This window comes from Bacillus sp. FSL R5-0820 (genome assembly GCF_038593385.1).
GTDB lineage: Bacteria > Bacillota > Bacilli > Bacillales > Bacillaceae > Bacillus > Bacillus altitudinis.
On the sequence record NZ_CP151991.1, the window covers coordinates 3,124,121 to 3,140,361 of the forward strand.

At 40.0% G+C, this 16,241-nt stretch carries 14 protein-coding genes; 7 read left to right on the forward strand and 7 right to left on the reverse strand.

Annotated features, from left to right (window positions below):
• Window positions 1-60: 60 nt before the first annotated feature.
• The 4 genes from NST15_RS16230 to NST15_RS16245 are packed head-to-tail and all read right to left on the reverse strand — an operon-like array spanning window position 61 to window position 2,087.
• The gene (locus NST15_RS16230) at window positions 61-447 is read right to left on the reverse strand and encodes a phage holin family protein (protein ID WP_007500042.1); all 387 of its coding nucleotides are present in this window, start codon (window positions 445-447) and stop codon (window positions 61-63) included.
• The gene (locus tag NST15_RS16235) at window positions 448-642 is read right to left on the reverse strand and encodes a PspC domain-containing protein (protein ID WP_008348183.1); all 195 of its coding nucleotides are present in this window, start codon (window positions 640-642) and stop codon (window positions 448-450) included.
• 6 nt (window positions 643-648) lie between these two features.
• Window positions 649-1,740, reverse strand: coding sequence for a DUF4097 domain-containing protein (locus NST15_RS16240; protein WP_007500040.1), 1,092 nt, complete (start codon window positions 1,738-1,740; stop codon window positions 649-651).
• An 11-nt stretch (window positions 1,741-1,751) separates the two neighbouring features.
• Entirely contained in the window at window positions 1,752-2,087 is a 336-nt protein-coding gene (locus NST15_RS16245) for a hypothetical protein (RefSeq protein ID WP_024719900.1), read from the reverse strand.
• Window positions 2,088-2,284: 197 nt separating this feature from the next.
• Between NST15_RS16245 and NST15_RS16250 the strand changes: the two genes are divergently transcribed.
• A complete protein-coding gene (locus NST15_RS16250; protein WP_008348188.1) occupies window positions 2,285-2,515 on the forward strand; it encodes a hypothetical protein in 231 nt (76 codons plus the stop codon).
• Between the two features lie 33 nt (window positions 2,516-2,548).
• Here NST15_RS16250 and uvrA read toward each other — a convergent pair whose 3' ends face one another.
• The 3 genes from uvrA to NST15_RS16265 form a co-directional block, all read right to left on the reverse strand.
• Complete coding sequence (uvrA, locus tag NST15_RS16255) at window positions 2,549-5,425, reverse strand: excinuclease ABC subunit UvrA (RefSeq protein ID WP_050826647.1); 2,877 nt, start codon at window positions 5,423-5,425, stop codon at window positions 2,549-2,551.
• Window positions 5,426-5,432: 7 nt separating this feature from the next.
• Entirely contained in the window at window positions 5,433-7,418 is a 1,986-nt protein-coding gene (gene uvrB / locus NST15_RS16260) for an excinuclease ABC subunit UvrB (RefSeq protein WP_017357886.1), read from the reverse strand.
• 290 nt (window positions 7,419-7,708) lie between these two features.
• Window positions 7,709-7,954, reverse strand: coding sequence for a CsbA family protein (locus NST15_RS16265; protein WP_008348197.1), 246 nt, complete (start codon window positions 7,952-7,954; stop codon window positions 7,709-7,711).
• Window positions 7,955-8,239: 285 nt separating this feature from the next.
• Between NST15_RS16265 and NST15_RS16270 the strand changes: the two genes are divergently transcribed.
• The 6 genes from NST15_RS16270 (at window position 8,240) to NST15_RS16295 (ending at window position 16,159) form a co-directional block, all read left to right on the forward strand.
• A complete protein-coding gene (locus NST15_RS16270) occupies window positions 8,240-10,771 on the forward strand; it encodes a PEP/pyruvate-binding domain-containing protein (protein WP_342498668.1) in 2,532 nt (843 codons plus the stop codon).
• 90 nt (window positions 10,772-10,861) lie between these two features.
• Entirely contained in the window at window positions 10,862-11,434 is a 573-nt protein-coding gene (locus NST15_RS16275) for a TetR/AcrR family transcriptional regulator (RefSeq protein ID WP_025208046.1), read from the forward strand.
• Window positions 11,435-11,474: 40 nt separating this feature from the next.
• Entirely contained in the window at window positions 11,475-12,809 is a 1,335-nt protein-coding gene (locus NST15_RS16280; RefSeq protein WP_019743411.1) for an MFS transporter, read from the forward strand.
• Window positions 12,810-13,077: 268 nt separating this feature from the next.
• Complete coding sequence (locus tag NST15_RS16285) at window positions 13,078-14,061, forward strand: YncE family protein (RefSeq protein ID WP_050826649.1); 984 nt, start codon at window positions 13,078-13,080, stop codon at window positions 14,059-14,061.
• The gene (locus tag NST15_RS16290; RefSeq protein WP_024719907.1) at window positions 14,058-14,744 is read left to right on the forward strand and encodes a response regulator transcription factor; all 687 of its coding nucleotides are present in this window, start codon (window positions 14,058-14,060) and stop codon (window positions 14,742-14,744) included. Before NST15_RS16285 ends, NST15_RS16290 begins: the two co-directional genes overlap by 4 nt.
• Window positions 14,741-16,159 carry an ATP-binding protein gene (locus NST15_RS16295; RefSeq protein ID WP_046526817.1) on the forward strand — a complete coding sequence of 473 codons (1,419 nt, stop codon included), beginning with the start codon at window positions 14,741-14,743 and terminating at the stop codon, window positions 16,157-16,159. The genes NST15_RS16290 and NST15_RS16295 overlap by 4 nt, the downstream gene beginning before the upstream one ends.
• Window positions 16,160-16,241: the final 82 nt, after the last annotated feature.

Genomic DNA, 16,241 nt, shown 5'->3' on the forward strand with positions numbered 1-16,241 from the left:
GAAGACGGTTTTTATGACAGATGGAACGGGGAAACGATATAAATTCACACAAAAAAACCGTTAGCTTTTTTTCGCTAACGGTTCCACGATTCCTTTCTGTATGAGCAGATGGAAAATGGATAAAATGACAGCCATCCAAATGGCCGTTCCAAACCCATCAATGTTAAAACTATCTCCCATAAAGCTTGAGGTCATCATCAGTGTGATGGCATTAATGACAAAGAGGAACAATCCTAGTGAAAGTACTGTCACTGGCAGCGTTAAAATGATCAAAAACGGCTTCACTAAAATATTGAGCAAGGACAAAATAATACTTGCTACAATCGCTGCGCCAAAGCCTTCAATATACACACTACCAAGGCCTGGCAAAATGCCTGAATCAAAATATCCAGCAATGACGATTAAAAGTAATGCATTGACGAAAATACTAACGATCCATCTAAGCATTTAGTTAGTGCCTTCTTCCGGAACAACAAAATACCAGATGAAGTAGATCAAGAATATCGGCATAAATGCTGTCATAAATCCGATGATCACCGTTAAAATACGAAGCAGGGATGCATCGACACTTAAGTATTCAGCAAGTCCACCGACAACACCCGCTATTTTTTTATCTGTCGCTGAACGATAAAGCTTCTTCATGTAGAATCACTCCTTGTCTGATTGGTGCTTTACTTGGATTGAGCCTGTTTTTGTTTCTGCAAAAATGGATATATTGTGCTCCGCCTGTTGATTGGCTTTAATCATTTTCTCTTTTTGCAGCGTTTCATTTTTCTCTTTAATCATATTTGCATCAAGCAGCTCATGAGAGATCGATCCGAGATTGCTTTTCAGCTCCGCAGTCACTGCACAAGCACGCGGAATCTGAACGTCCACACTGCCTGTTGTCGTTTTTGCATAGATCGAACGGCATTTCTCATCTGACAGCTGAACAGCAATGTTCCCATTGAAGCTCTGTGCATCAATTGATTCACTTTTCCCACGCAGGTCAATGAGCCCATTAATGGTTTCTACTTCAATCATACCACACTCGTGATCAGCCAGTTTGATTTGTCCATTTGCTGTTTCAATTCCGACTTTTTCTGCTTGTAAAGAGGCAAAAGAGACGACGCCATTTGTTGTTTTTGCAGCCAGTTCTTTTGTCTTTAGCTTTTCCCCGCGAATCGGTCCATTAAACAGTTTGACTTTGATCTTATCGTATTGGATACGAGGTACATACAGGGTGACATTGACCTTCATGGTCTTCTTTTCAGTTCGGATAAAAAATTTGTCCCCTTCAAGCCCGCAATCCAGATGTTGAAGAAATTGCTGTCTGGCCTGCTCTCCATCCTCTGCACGGTAAATTTTCGCATGACACTCTGCCCGAACATCCCCATCATCCCAAGGCATCAAATTGAGACTGCCGTTTGCCAATTGTATATCTAAATGGGACAGTGCAGCGTCTTTGAATTGAAAAATGTGTTCAACGTCGACGGACTGTCCAAAGTTCAAATCAAGATCTACATCTTTGACCTTTTTCACCGCCGAATCTAACCATCCAAACAGCTTTGCACCGAGGTTTTCAGTACCAGTTCCTTTATTCTCTGTGCCAGCTTTTTCTTCATGAAAGGTATGATCAGCCGTTGATTTTTCTAGTGAAATGGACTGATTTTCTTCTAATTTTTCAAGTAGCGTAATTGCTTCTTTTGCAGATAATGTCCCGTCTTCTACTAATTTTAAAATGCGTTCTTTTTCATTCATACAAAGCCCTCCTACGATTTGATGGATTGAAGCACTTTAATACCTTGAATGATATTCCAAATGACAGAGATCAAAAAGCCAATGGCGACTAAAAAGGACAAGATAAGTACGGTGAACACTGGAACGAGTGAGTCGCTTGCCTGTGTCGTCAATAAAAAGGGGATAGATCCAAAAACCAGCAGCACACACGCTGCGACTGGCAAAACATGTGACCACAATGCACGCAGCGAATGCCGTTTCGTTTCCTTTTGATCCACTACAAAATATGCCACGATTGGTACAATAAACGGCATGAAAAATACACTAAAATAACAAATAGATGCAATGATCGACTGATCTCTGTTCATATATATTCGCTCCTTCATGATGAAAATTCCTTTCTAACTCATACGTTTATGGCGTATAAAAAGTTTCAAACTCATTCGATTTACATATGACCTTAGACACAAATTATTTCTTTTTGCACCTAAGTGTAGATTCTTCATGGATTACCCTTTAAAATATGTTGAAAAGATGGTGATTATCATTATAGGGGGTAATTATTTTGACAGATCATCATAATGCTAACCACACGGCACAAACGCTTTTAGACCTTATACAGAAACAGAAAAGCATGAACAGCGATATGATCAAGGAGCTAGAGGCCATTCATCCGTCTCATCCGAAGTATGGTGATATCCGTTATTTAAAAGTACTGCTCGATAGTAGCAGCACTCATATTTTAAAGGATTTAACGCACCTCAGTAACTTAATGCCAAAGGAAGATGTGCAATAAAAGGAAAACCCCTCTTTTCCGAGGGGTTTTTCTTTATGAGGATGTCACACTTTCTGTTTCTTTGACTAACTGTTTCATTCGCTCACGATCACGCTCTAAAATCGGTTTTAAGTATCGACCGGTGTAAGAAGCTTCTTCTTTAGCAATGTGTTCAGGTGTGCCTGAAGCAATAATCGTTCCTCCACCAGCACCGCCTTCTGGTCCTAGATCAACAAGGTAATCGGCAGCCTTAATAATATCAAGGTTGTGCTCAATGACCAATACCGTATCCCCGTTTTCGACCAAGCGCTGGAGCACTTTTAACAACCTAGCAATATCATCCACATGAAGACCGGTTGTCGGTTCGTCTAAAATATACAAGGATCTTCCGTTTGAACGGCGGTGAAGCTCAGATGCCAATTTCACACGCTGCGCCTCTCCACCAGACAATGTCGTGGCAGGCTGCCCAAGTGTAATGTATCCTAATCCAACATCAAAGATCGTTTGCAGCTTCCGCTTAATTTTCGGGATATTCTCGAAAAATTGAAGTGCGTCCTCTACCGTCATTTCAAGAACATCGGAAATATTTTTCCCTTTATACGTGACCTCTAACGTCTCGCGGTTATAACGTTTCCCATGACACACTTCACAAGGCACATATACATCAGGTAAAAAGTGCATTTCAATTTTAATAATGCCATCTCCACGACATGCTTCGCAGCGTCCACCTTTCACGTTAAAGCTGAATCGCCCTTTTTTATAGCCTCGTACCTTCGCTTCATTGGTTTGCGCAAACACATCCCGCACGTCATCAAATACACCTGTATACGTAGCAGGGTTGGATCTTGGTGTACGGCCAATTGGAGATTGATCAATATCAATGACTTTGTCTAAGTGATCCATTCCTTTGATTTCTTTGTGCTGTCCTGGCTTCGCTTTTGCTCTGTGCAGTTTTTGGGCAAGGGATTTCAATAAAATTTCATTCACAAGTGTACTTTTCCCTGAGCCTGACACACCTGTCACAGCGGTAAAGACACCTAAAGGAAACTTCGCATTCACGTTTTTAAGATTGTTTTCTTTTGCCCCTTTAATTTCAATGAAGCGGCCGTCAGGCTTTCGTCTCTCAATCGGAAGCGGGATGAATTTCTCACCAGATAAATATTGTCCAGTCAACGATTTTGGGTCCTTCATGACTTCTTCTGGCGTTCCAGCTGAAATCACTTCTCCTCCATGAACCCCTGCACCTGGTCCAATATCAATGAGATAGTCAGCGGCAAGCATCGTATCTTCATCATGTTCTACGACAATCAGTGTGTTTCCGATATCACGCATGTTTTTCAATGTCCCAATCAACCGGTCATTATCCCGTTGATGCAGACCAATCGATGGTTCATCTAAAATATAAAGAACGCCTGTCAGTCTTGATCCGATTTGTGTCGCCAAACGAATCCGCTGCGCCTCCCCGCCTGATAATGTGCCAGCAGACCGGCTTAATGTCAGATAATCTAATCCGACATTATTTAAGAAGGATAAGCGCTCTTTGATTTCACGTAAAATGAGCTGAGCAATCTGCAAATCTTTCTCAGACAACTCAATTTTCTTATAGAAATCAAGGGCATCAGATACAGACAAATCGGTCATTTCTCCGATATGTTTGCCATTGATGAGAACCGCAAGCGTTTCTTTTTTCAGGCGATATCCTTTACAGGTCGGGCATGGCTGATTGGCCATATATTTTTCCATTTGCTCCCGAATATAATCGGAGCTCGTTTCCTTGTAACGCCGTTCAATGTTACGAAGCACACCTTCAAACTCGATTTCATTTTCACGGACCTGGCCAAAATCATTTTCATATTTAAAATAAATCAGCTCAGAGCCGCTGCCATATAAAATTTTATCAAATAAATGCGTCGGGATATCTTTTACTGGAATATCCATGTCAATTCCATAGTGTGTACATACGGCCTCAAGAAGCTGCGGGTAATATTGTGAGCTTTGAGGCTCCCATGGGGCAATGGCATGCTGCCGTAAAGTCAAATCCTTATTCGGAATCACAAGCTCTGGATCTACTTCTAGTTTAGAACCAAGCCCATCACAGCTTGGGCAGGCACCGAAAGGGCTATTAAACGAGAACATTCTTGGCTCAAGTTCCCCAATAGAGAATCCGCAGTGCGGACAAGCATGATGCTCACTAAATAACAGCTCCTCTTGTCCAATCACATCAATCATCACACGGCCTTCACCAAGTCGGAGTGCCGTTTCAAGAGAATCAGACAACCGTGCCGCCACGCCTTCTTTCACGACAATTCGATCAATCACCACTTCAATGGAATGCTTTTTATTCTTTTCAAGCTCGATCTCTTCTGACAGGTCCTCCATCTCGCCATCAACTCTGACTCGAACGTAGCCCTGCTTCCGAATTTGATCAAGTACTTTCACGTGAGTTCCCTTACGTCCAGATACGACCGGAGCAAGCACTTGTAGTTTCGTTCGTTCTGGATACTCTAAAATGCGGTCTGTCATTTGCTCAATCGTCTGTGATGTAATTTCGATCCCATGAATAGGACAAATCGGTTTTCCGACTCGAGCATATAATAGACGCAAGTAATCATAAATTTCTGTAACAGTCCCAACGGTTGATCGAGGGTTCCTGCTTGTCGTTTTCTGGTCAATACTAATCGCTGGAGAAAGCCCTTCAATCGCATCTACATCTGGTTTGTCCATTTGACCGAGAAATTGACGTGCATAGGCTGACAGTGACTCAACATACCTACGCTGACCTTCTGCATAAATGGTATCAAAGGCAAGCGACGATTTTCCCGAACCAGATAAACCCGTAATGACCACTAGCTGATCGCGCGGGATATTGACATCAATATTTTTAAGGTTGTGGGCTCTTGCCCCTTTCACCTCTATTCGTTCCATAGCCATCAGGCATTCATCCTTCCGCTTTTAGCTCTAGCAATAGATCTCTTAATTCTGCTGCTTTTTCAAAATCAAGCGCTTTTGCTGCATCTTTCATTTCCATCTCGACGTTTTCGATCACTTTTTCTCGTTCTTTTTTGCTCATTTTTGACAACTTTGGTGCTGCTTTTGTTTCGTATTCTTCCGAATCCTCATGTACTTTTGTTGCCTTGATCACATCTCGAATCTTCTTATGGATCGTTTGCGGAGTGATACCAAATTTCTCATTATACGCTTCTTGCTGCTCACGTCTCCGCTTTGTTTCTTGTATGGCAATGTCCATTGATTTCGTCATATTGTCTGCATACATAATAACCCGGCCTTCTGCATTCCTTGCAGCACGGCCAATCGTCTGGATGAGGGATCTTTCTGAACGTAAAAAGCCTTCTTTATCCGCATCTAAAATCGTCACGAGCGACACCTCTGGAATATCCAAACCTTCTCGAAGAAGGTTGATCCCAACAAGCACATCATATTTTCCGAGACGTAAATCACGAATAATCTCAATCCGCTCTAGTGTCTTAATTTCTGAGTGCAGATAATTGACCTTGATTCCGATTTCTTTCAGATAATCTGTCAGATCCTCAGACATTTTCTTCGTTAAAGTCGTCACAAGCACACGCTCATTTTTCTCAACCCTTGCATGAATTTCCCCAATTAAGTCATCGATTTGTCCTTCAATCGGGCGGACTTCAATGATTGGATCAAGCAAACCGGTTGGACGAATAATTTGTTCCACAACCTCTGGCGTTTTCTCAAGCTCGTATGGGCCAGGTGTTGCAGATACATGCACAATATGGTTAATGTGCTTTTCAAACTCATCAAATGTGAGTGGTCTATTATCAAGTGCTGACGGCAGACGGAATCCATGATCAACAAGCACTTGTTTTCTTGCCTGGTCCCCATTGTACATGGCGCGAATTTGCGGGATGGTCACGTGTGACTCATCGACAACAATCATAAAATCATCCGGAAAATAATCAAGCAATGTGTAAGGTGTTGAACCAGGCGGACGTAGGGTGAGATGTCTTGAGTAGTTCTCAATCCCTGAACAAAAGCCCATCTCTCTCATCATCTCTAGGTCATACCTTGTCCGCTGCTCAAGACGCTGTGCTTCAAGCAATTTCCCGTTTTCACGAAGCTTTTCCAACTGTTCCTCAAGCTCTTTTTCAATATTAATAATCGCTTTTTCCATCTTTTCTTCTCTTGTGACGAAGTGAGATGCTGGGAAAATAGCAACGTGGTCACGATCACCGAGAATTTCTCCAGTGAGAGCATCTACTTCACGAATACGTTCAATTTCATCACCGAAAAACTCCACTCTGATACAATGCTCATCTCGTGAAGCAGGAAAAATTTCAACGACGTCTCCTCGAACTCTGAAGGTTCCGCGCTGAAAATCTATATCATTACGAGAATACTGAATATCCACAAGCTTACGCAACAGCTGATTGCGTTCAATTTCCATTTCAGTTCGTAAAGACAGCACAAGCTCTCTGTATTCTTCAGGAGAACCTAAGCCATAAATACAGGACACACTGGCAATGATGATGACATCTCTCCGCTCAAATAATGAGGATGTGGCGGAGTGCCTTAGCTTATCGATCTCATCATTAATGCTGGCATCCTTTTCAATAAATGTATCAGTTTGAGGCACATACGCCTCAGGCTGGTAATAATCATAATAACTCACAAAATATTCGACAGCATTATTCGGAAAGAATTCCTTAAACTCGCTGTATAATTGTCCGGCAAGTGTCTTGTTATGCGCAATGACAAGGGTTGGTTTGTTCACTTCTTTGATCAGGTTGGATACAGTAAAGGTCTTTCCCGTACCTGTAGCACCTAACAGCGTTTGATGCTGTTTCCCCTGATGGATGCCCTCCACAAGCTTTTCAATGGCTTTTGGCTGATCCCCTTGGGGCTGATAGTTAGAAACTAATTCAAAGCGGTCACTCACATCAAAGCCTCCGTTTCGTTACGAAATCTATCTAATGAATATATTATCATAAAAGAACACAAAAATACGAACTAAAGTTCGTGTCTGACTTGATTTTTATTTCCAATACAACCATACCCTCTCTGCCGTGGCTCATAACCCTCTAAAGAAACCTTCCTTTCAGTATGGAACATTTTGGAGTGAGATATTCGATCAGCAGAAAAACCACAAAAAAGAAAGCTGCACTCACTAGAAATCGTAAGCACAGCTCCTGTATCAAAAACATTTTCTTTTCATCAAGAGGGATCACATCAATGATGTTTTTCAGCCTTCTCTCTTTTTTCGACTTCTTTCTTGGCCATAAACAATGCCCCGGCCACTAAAGAAATAATATCTAATCCTACGATAAAGTAGGTTTCTGTATAGCCTTTCATATACGAAGCAAATAAAAGCGCTGCTGTTAATGCAATGCCAACGTAATGATTATAAGTAACCTTTGAAAATAAAATAACGAGCAAGAAAGGAAAAACAAGTGCAAATATGGCTTTTGTAATCACAAAAACCCTCCCTCTACATGGTCTACTCCCTTGATTATAGTAAAGATTGGCATAATGAACAATTCACAGTTTTCGATTTCAGCTTTTTTTCTTCTCGGGTGAAGACTTTTGATATAGATGAGGAGGAAAATTAGTGAAAACGTCCCCTTTCTAAAGATAGGTCTTTACGTCTTTGACAGTTACATCCAATAAATTCTATGATGAAAATGATAGTGCGCACTATCATTCAAAAAAACAAAAAGAGACAAATGAAACCATTGGCTATTTGGATAAGGGGGCATTCCCATGTATTCAGTATTATTTCATGCGGCTGAAGAATCCGCATCACTCGCAGGGGCAAAAGGCGTGAATTTAATTAAATTAAACAATCACGGACTGCCAGTTCCAGATGGATTTATTATTAAAACGAACAGCTTTGCAAGCTTTCTTTCATATCACAATTTCCATCCAACTGATCAAAACCTTGCCCGAAAAATCACAGAAGCTTCGTTTCCTTCACAAATGGAGACAGAATTACTTTCATCCTTTCAATCATTGTTGAAAACATATCCATCCGTTGCAGTGCGATCCTCTTCTGTTGCGGAAGATCTCGAAGGCGCCTCCTTTGCAGGTCAATACGAGACCTATTTAAATATCAAAACAAATGAAGAATTCTTGCAAGCCGTCAAAGAATGTTGGTCGTCTTACTTCGCAGCAAGAGTCACAGAATATAAGGAAGAGATGATTGAGAACGAGGAAGAGATGCCGCTCATGGCTGTTGTTGTACAAGGATTGATCCATTCTGACATCTCTGGTGTCATCTTTAGTGAGAATCCTGTATCAGGAAAAACAAACGAAGTCATGATGACTGCAAGCTATGGACTAGGAGAAGCCATCGTCTCCGGTCTTGTGACGCCAGATACATTTATTGTAAACAAAGAAACGTACTCTATTGAAAAATCACTAGGAACAAAAGAAGTGCAAATTGTTCCCTGTCAAGAGGGCGTCATTGAACAACCCGTAGGTGAGGAGATGGCTGGCCAATTTTGTCTTCGAGATGATCAATTGATCCAAATCACGAAAATGACAAAACAAGTAGAAGAACTTTATGGACATGGAGTAGATATCGAATTCGGCATGTCAAATGGTACTTTTTATTTACTTCAAGCAAGACCGATTACTGCTGCTTTTACCAATACAGCAAATGGCTCCTCAGGTGCATCCTTTCAAATGAAACCTGAAGAGCTGCAAGACTTCTGGATTTCAATGGACGATCATATGCCTGGACCCACAAGTCCTCTTTTTTCAAGTTTGATCATACCTGCTTTAAAAAACGGGATGAAGAAAATCGGAGAGAAGTATCAAGTACCAGACCTTAATATTAAAGATATCAAGCTTTATAGAGGCCATTTGTATTCTTCACCGTCTATGCCAGAAGCAGAAGTGGTAGCCGAACCAGTTTTTGACGAGAGCCTATTCGAACTGTTTCCTCGTTTAAGCGAAAGAATGTATCGCATTTTAGAGCAAAACTTGTTCCCATTATACGAAAAACTTGATCGGCAAATCACTCAATCGCTGACAATTGATGAAGCCATTAATGGCTTTCAAGAATTAAAAGAGATTTATCTAAGAGCGTATGACGACCATTTTGACATTGTCATACCTCAAGTCATTCTATCAGGAATCATTGAAGACATGCTTGTCTCATATGCTGGCGATCAAACACAAGTCGTCCTGTTGCATGAAATGATGATAGGTGTGATGAACAAGTCTCTTGAAACAGATCAAAAGCTATCTCACTTGGCAAAAGACGTCCTTCAAGATTCGGAACTTCTTCAGGCATTTACCGATCATTCAGCGAATGATGAACTATTATATGCACTCAATCATACAGAAAAAGGGAAAAACTTCATTTCCAAAGTAGAAGATTTTCTCCAAGTCTATGGTTGGCGGTCTGTTAAAAGCCATGATTTCACAGAGGAAACATGGGTGGAAAATCCTGAATTTGTCTTGGACATCATTAGAAACAACATTCGGTACCAATCTGATTTTGATGAAGAATTTGCACAAGCCGTGATCAAAAGGCAAGAAACGTATGAACAGTTTATCAGTCAAGTGACAGATGAAGCGTTTAAAACAAAATTTGAGGAACTTTATCATTTTGCACTCCATGCAGCCAATATTCGAGATGATCATCACTTTTACATTGATGCCATGTTAGATGCAAAAGCGAGACTCTATCTCTTAAAAATTGGTGAACTTCTTGTTCAAAAAGGAGCGATCCCTCATCAAGAAGACCTTTGGTATCTTTACGATGATGAAGTACTCAATGCGCTCACAACTTCGACCACATACGATTCGATCATTCAGCAAAGAAAAATTGAAATGAAGGAAAATGAATCCATCCAACCACCAGCTTATACAGGAACGCCTTCTGAAGCTGAATTACAGCAAGTAGAAAGAATGCTCGGTTCGCTAAGGGAAAATGAAAACAACACAGACGATGCAATCTATGGAATTGGTGCATCTAGCGGCATTACTTCTGGAAGAGTCAGAGTCATTACATCTGCTGATGAATTTTCACAATTTGAAAAAGATGACATTTTAGTTTGTAAAACAACGACACCTTTATGGACCAGCTTATTTAGAGACGCAAAAGCAGTCATCACCGATTCTGGCGGCATTTTGTCCCATTCCGCTATTATCGCTAGAGAATATATGATACCGGCTGTCCTAGGTACACGGATCGCAACTGAAAAACTAAAATCCGGTGACCTCGTGACAGTAGATGGAGCCAATGGGCGTATCCAGTTATTAAATCAGCATTCACGGACATAGTCGTCACTGTTTGAATCATATTGGCGGTCACAGATTTTATCGGTATACTTACTTTGTTGCAAACACATTCATAACCTGAGGTGAGTATGCTTGTTAAAATCAACAAATCAACGGATCATTCGCGCAACAATGGAATTATTGTCTGAAAAGGGCTATCAAAAAACAACGACAAAAGAAATTGCGACAAAAGCGAATGTAAGTGAAGCGACAATTTTTCGTAACTTTAAAAACAAACGCGGCGTGATTGCTGCCATTATGAAAATGAAATCAACACCGACCAAAACCCTTGAAGCAGAATTTAAAGACGATTTATACACCGATTTAAAATTTCTCGGTAGCTATTTCCTTGAAGATTTGACTTCAAAAAAAGAATTTATCTATATCAGCATGAGAGAACCCGCTATGTTTAAAGATTTAACAGACCATGAAAAAATTTATCCTCAAGAATTGAGAGACATGCTGATTCATTATTTCAAAAAAATGGGTGCTCAGCATCGTGTATTAGAAGGAAAAGAAGACATCTATGCAGATATATTTATTAGCACGTATTTTGGCTTTTTCATTCAACAGCTAGAGCAAGACATTCAGCTTGTTTTAACAAAAAAAGAAGACTTTATTGAGACATGCACACACATTTTCATGAGAGGAATTTCCCCCACTTAATTGGGTGAAATTCTTCTTTTTTACAAAGGTGGTAAACACATTGAATCTTAAAAAAGAGAACTTGATCATTTATTCTTTGCTGCTTGGAGCTATTTTAGTTCCAGTCAATTCAACCATGATCGCAGTCGCTCTATCATCTATATCAACTTATTACGATCAATCCATATCAAACATTACTTGGGTGGTCACGATTTATCTAATTGTCATGGCAGTCACTCAACCTATTGCGGGTAAGCTGGGAGATATATACGGCCACCGCAGCATGTATTTAGCTGGTGTGATACTCTTTTTGATTGGCTCCATTGGATGTGCTTTCGCACCTAATCTTGCTTTTCTTATTAGCTTCCGATCAATTCAAGCGGCAGGCGGAGCTATATTAACGCCGAACAGCATTGCTTTAATTCGTGCAACAGTATCACATGAAAAGCTTTCTAAAACTATGGGTTTTTTCGGTTTTGGAGCGGGAATTGGTGCCGCACTTGGACCTTTTATCGGCTCTATTCTCATTCAGAGCTTTGACTGGCATTCCATTTTCCTAGTGAATATACCATTTTTGATTCTCACACTTGTGACAGGCGTTTTTATGATTCCGAAGATGAAACATACACGTTTACAAGCCAATGTAGATATCATCGGTTCGTTATACTTAACAATCGGGATCGCCACACTCATTTTGTTTACTAAAAGCCAAGTATTAAACGAATACATGATCTATGGCGTTCTAGCGGTCATTTCCATTCCTTTATTTTTCAAACACGTACGAAAAGTTACAAATCCCATCATTGATTTGACACTATTTAAAAACAGTACTTTTACGAACGCTAACCTTTCTATCATGCTTAGTAATTTTGTGATGTACGCGATTCTTCTCATCATGCCGCTGTTTATGGAGCAAAAACTCGCGCTTTCTCATACACAAAGCGGGATTTTCCTTTCGATCTTTTCACTCTGTATGTCTATTAGTGGATTACTCGGAGCAAAGCTCCATCCAATAAAAGGTGCCAAAAAAATGATTCGATTTTCATTTCTATGCCTTACTTTATCCGGTGTTATGCTGATCACACTAAGCAGCTACCCAAATTTACCACTCCTTATCATCACATTAGTCGCTGGGGGGATCTCATCAGGTATTGGCATGACTAGCATGCAGATGGCTTCTTTAACATCTGTTGATCAGAGTTTATCCGGCTCTGCATCTGGGATTTTTTCTACCTTTCGATATTTCGGAAGTATCATTTCATCTACTTTAATTGGTATATTAAGTGGTTTTCAATCTTTATTTATCGTATTAATGGGCGCAGGTATTCTTGGTTTCCTCCTCTCTCATCGTCTAAAAACGAAACCCACTTCTCATTCATCTGAACACTCTGCTTAATGACTCCCTTCGCTCTATTTAGGGCGGGGGAGCTATGATTATTTGTTACTGTAACCGATTATGGATACAATGATCAAACTGTGAAAATGATCTTTTACTCATGAAAAAATGTCATATGAATAAACGAAAAAGAAATTTCAACTTTCATTCAACTCTACTTCCCCACCTAAAAACTTCTTTTCATATCTTCCAGCATTCATAACTTCGATTTTTTTTCACAATTTTTGTGTTATGCTTTTTGAAAATAGAGCACCAAAGGAGCAGAAGGATGAAACGAGTGAAATATTTTTTAATATGCTTGTCAGCTCTACTATTTTTCCTAGCAGGCTGCGGAAAAGACCAGCAATTTACGCCACCTGGCAGCTCTCAATCAATTGCTGTCATTTCTCAACTAAAAAAAGCCTCCTTTTCAATCGTTGATTTACAAAAAAATAAAATTGTCTCTTCCGTTGATTTAAAACATCCTCTCACTGATCTTGTTCACATCAACAAAGACGTGATCATTGCATCAAGTAAGGAAGGACAATCTCTTATAGAAATCAATTTAAAAAAAGGAACAGCAGCGGACTATATGGATATGAATAAAGGTCTGACTTCACTTGCGTATGATGCGGATACCAACACTTTACTTGTGACCGATTCAGAGAAAAATGTCGTTTATTTTATCGATACAGTGCACAAGAAAATAAAAGCAACTGTGAAGACCGGGACATTACCCTCTTCTATGGCGTTGTCTTCTTCAGGAACGTTGTTTGTTTTAAATGCAAAAAGTCATTCTGTTTCAGTCATTGATATTGAAAAGAAAAAAAAGATACGAACGATTTCCGTCCTAGAACGGCCATCTGGCATTCATTTTGATGGGCATTCCATTTGGGTTGGAGGGCACGGTAAACCGGGCACATTAAATAAGAGCATTTTTGCTTACGACCCTAAAACAGGTAAAAAACAGCGAGAAATCAAACTAGGTGTTATGCCAGTCGCATTTTTTTCAGAAAAAAACTCTTCTACTTTATATGTATTATGTCATGGAGACCACACACTATATAAAGTAAATACCGAGAAAAACAAACTGCTTTCCTCTGTTGAGACCGGTCAAAATCCGAATTATATCACTGCTGATTCCTCATCTATATATGTCAGTAACTTAGATGACAATTCAGTATCCGTCATCGACAAACATACATTTATGTTGAAGAACCGACTGAACATCCCAGCAGGACCTTATGCTATCATGTTGGAGGAAAAGAAATGAAAGAACAGATGAATATTTTAATAGTAGATGATGAATTAGATATGCTTGAGTTAATCGGATCCTTTTTGCAGAGACAAGGCTTTCACGTGATAACTGCAAATAATGGCACGGGCGCCTTACATCAGCTTGAAAAAGAGGCCATTGACCTTGTTGTATTGGATATTATGATGCCAGATATGGATGGATTCGAAGTCTGCCAGCGCATCAGGCAAACCTCCCAAATCCCCATTTTATTTTTAACAGCTAGAAGTTATGAAGAAGATCGCATTAAGGGGCTGGAAATTGGAGCAGACGACTACATCATGAAGCCTTTTAGTCTACGTGAGCTTGCAGCTAGAATTGAAACGACATTAAGACGAATTAGAGGTCTTTCTTTAAAGCGCAGTCGAATCATGATTGGTGACTTGGAGATCGATCAAGACGGCAGACAAGTCTATCTCAAGCAAAAGCCCATCAATTTAACAAGAAGAGAATTTGATTTACTTATGTTTCTTCTGCTCAATCAAGGCCAAGTCTTTTCCCGTGAACAGCTCTATCAAAAATTGTGGGAATCACACTCACCTAGTGGCTCTTTAAGAACAGTCGATACACATATTAAAACACTAAGACTGAAATTAAAGGAAGCGGAACGGTATATTAAAACCGTTTGGGGTGTCGGCTATAAGTTTGAGGAGGACAAATGAAGCCATTATCTATTAAAAGGAAAGTGCTTTTCTTAATCCTTTCAGTTATAGGCATCGTTGCTGCCTCAGCTCTTGCCCTGACTTATTACTTATACCAGCACTTATATATAGATAAACAGATTGACTCTTTAAGTTTACAAGGAAAGAAACTGGCAGAAATCTATCACAAACACGGGAAAGACACATATTTTACTGACAGAATGAAGTGGGCAAATGACTCAAGTCAGGCAAGTGTTATTTTTACTGATGATCCTATGGAGCTTTCAAGCGGTATTCCTTTTGATACGAATACAAACGATAACCTCATTACGTTTAAAGAACGCCAAAAGCTTCTTCAGGGGAAAACAGTTGTGTTAATTAGAGAACACCCCCAGTTTCATCAAGATATTCTCGGGATTGCCATCCCTGTGTTCTCAAACAAAAATGATTTATCAGGAACCATTTTCCTCTCTATGCCTTTATCTGATGTGTATGAACCGTTTGTTCAAATTCGATTAACGCTTGGCATCTCTATTTTAATTATCCTGCTTTTGATTTTCTTTATTGGATATAAAAGTTCTAATAAAGTCGTAAGGACGATCAATCAAATGAAAGAAATTGCAATGGAAATGGAATCTGGTGATTTTTCAAAACGCATGGCTGTGACCAAAAAAGGGGATGAGTTAAATCAGCTGAGCCGTTCCTTTAATAAACTGTCCTCTACCTTAGAAAAAGTTGAACAACATCGCAGAGAGTTCCTTGCCAATGTCTCCCACGAACTGAGAACGCCTTTAAGTTATATGAAAGGCTATGCTGAAGGAATTGAAGAAGGCATTATTGATCAAAAGAAAGGCATGCAGATTATTCAAGACGAATCCACACGATTAAGCCGGCTCGTCCATGACCTTCTTGATCTCGCACAGTTAGAGGGGGAATCTTACCCACTAACGATGGAACCAATCGTCTTTGCGCAGCTTATTCATGATGTTCTTGATCAAATGACATTCATTACTAGTCAAAAGGGAATCTCGTTCAACCGAGAACTCGAAGAAGATTGTATTATTTATGGTGATAGCGATCGACTTGAGCAAGTCGTTCGTAATTTATTGGACAATGCCATCCATTACACGCCATCAGGAAAATCGATTTCGATTGAATTATTCGTTCACCAACAAACTGCTGAATTGAGAATCACAGATGAAGGCAGCGGAATTCCAAAAGGAGATCTCCCTCATGTTTCTGAGCGTTTTTATCGAGTGAATAAAGCCCGCACAAGAAAAGATGGCGGCTCTGGTCTTGGACTAGCCATTGTTTATCAAATTATAAAAAAACATCGTGGCACGTTCGTTCTTCAATCTGAACAAGGCCTAGGTACGACCGCTGTTATACAATTACCAAGTGCAGAGAGCACTGAAACTCCGCCTGTCTCCTCATAAAATAAGATGACATCTTAAACAAAACAGCTCTTTTCTAGAGCTGTTTTTATTCAACAGAAAAATAAAGAATTGGCCTTTTTTT

Bases quoted from the DNA above. Each gene is read 5' to 3' on its own strand.
- NST15_RS16230 (WP_007500042.1), bottom strand. From the start codon at position 447: ATGCTTAGATGGATCGTTAGTATTTTCGTCAATGCATTACTTTTAATC.
- NST15_RS16235 (WP_008348183.1), bottom strand. From the start codon at position 642: ATGAAGAAGCTTTATCGTTCAGCGACAGATAAAAAAATAGCGGGTGTT.
- NST15_RS16240 (WP_007500040.1), bottom strand. From the start codon at position 1,740: ATGAATGAAAAAGAACGCATTTTAAAATTAGTAGAAGACGGGACATTA.
- NST15_RS16245 (WP_024719900.1), bottom strand. From the start codon at position 2,087: ATGAACAGAGATCAGTCGATCATTGCATCTATTTGTTATTTTAGTGTA.
- uvrA (WP_050826647.1), bottom strand. From the start codon at position 5,425: ATGGCTATGGAACGAATAGAGGTGAAAGGGGCAAGAGCCCACAACCTT.
- NST15_RS16270 (WP_342498668.1), top strand. From the start codon at position 8,240: ATGTATTCAGTATTATTTCATGCGGCTGAAGAATCCGCATCACTCGCA.
- NST15_RS16285 (WP_050826649.1), top strand. From the start codon at position 13,078: ATGAAACGAGTGAAATATTTTTTAATATGCTTGTCAGCTCTACTATTT.
- NST15_RS16290 (WP_024719907.1), top strand. From the start codon at position 14,058: ATGAAAGAACAGATGAATATTTTAATAGTAGATGATGAATTAGATATG.
- NST15_RS16295 (WP_046526817.1), top strand. From the start codon at position 14,741: ATGAAGCCATTATCTATTAAAAGGAAAGTGCTTTTCTTAATCCTTTCA.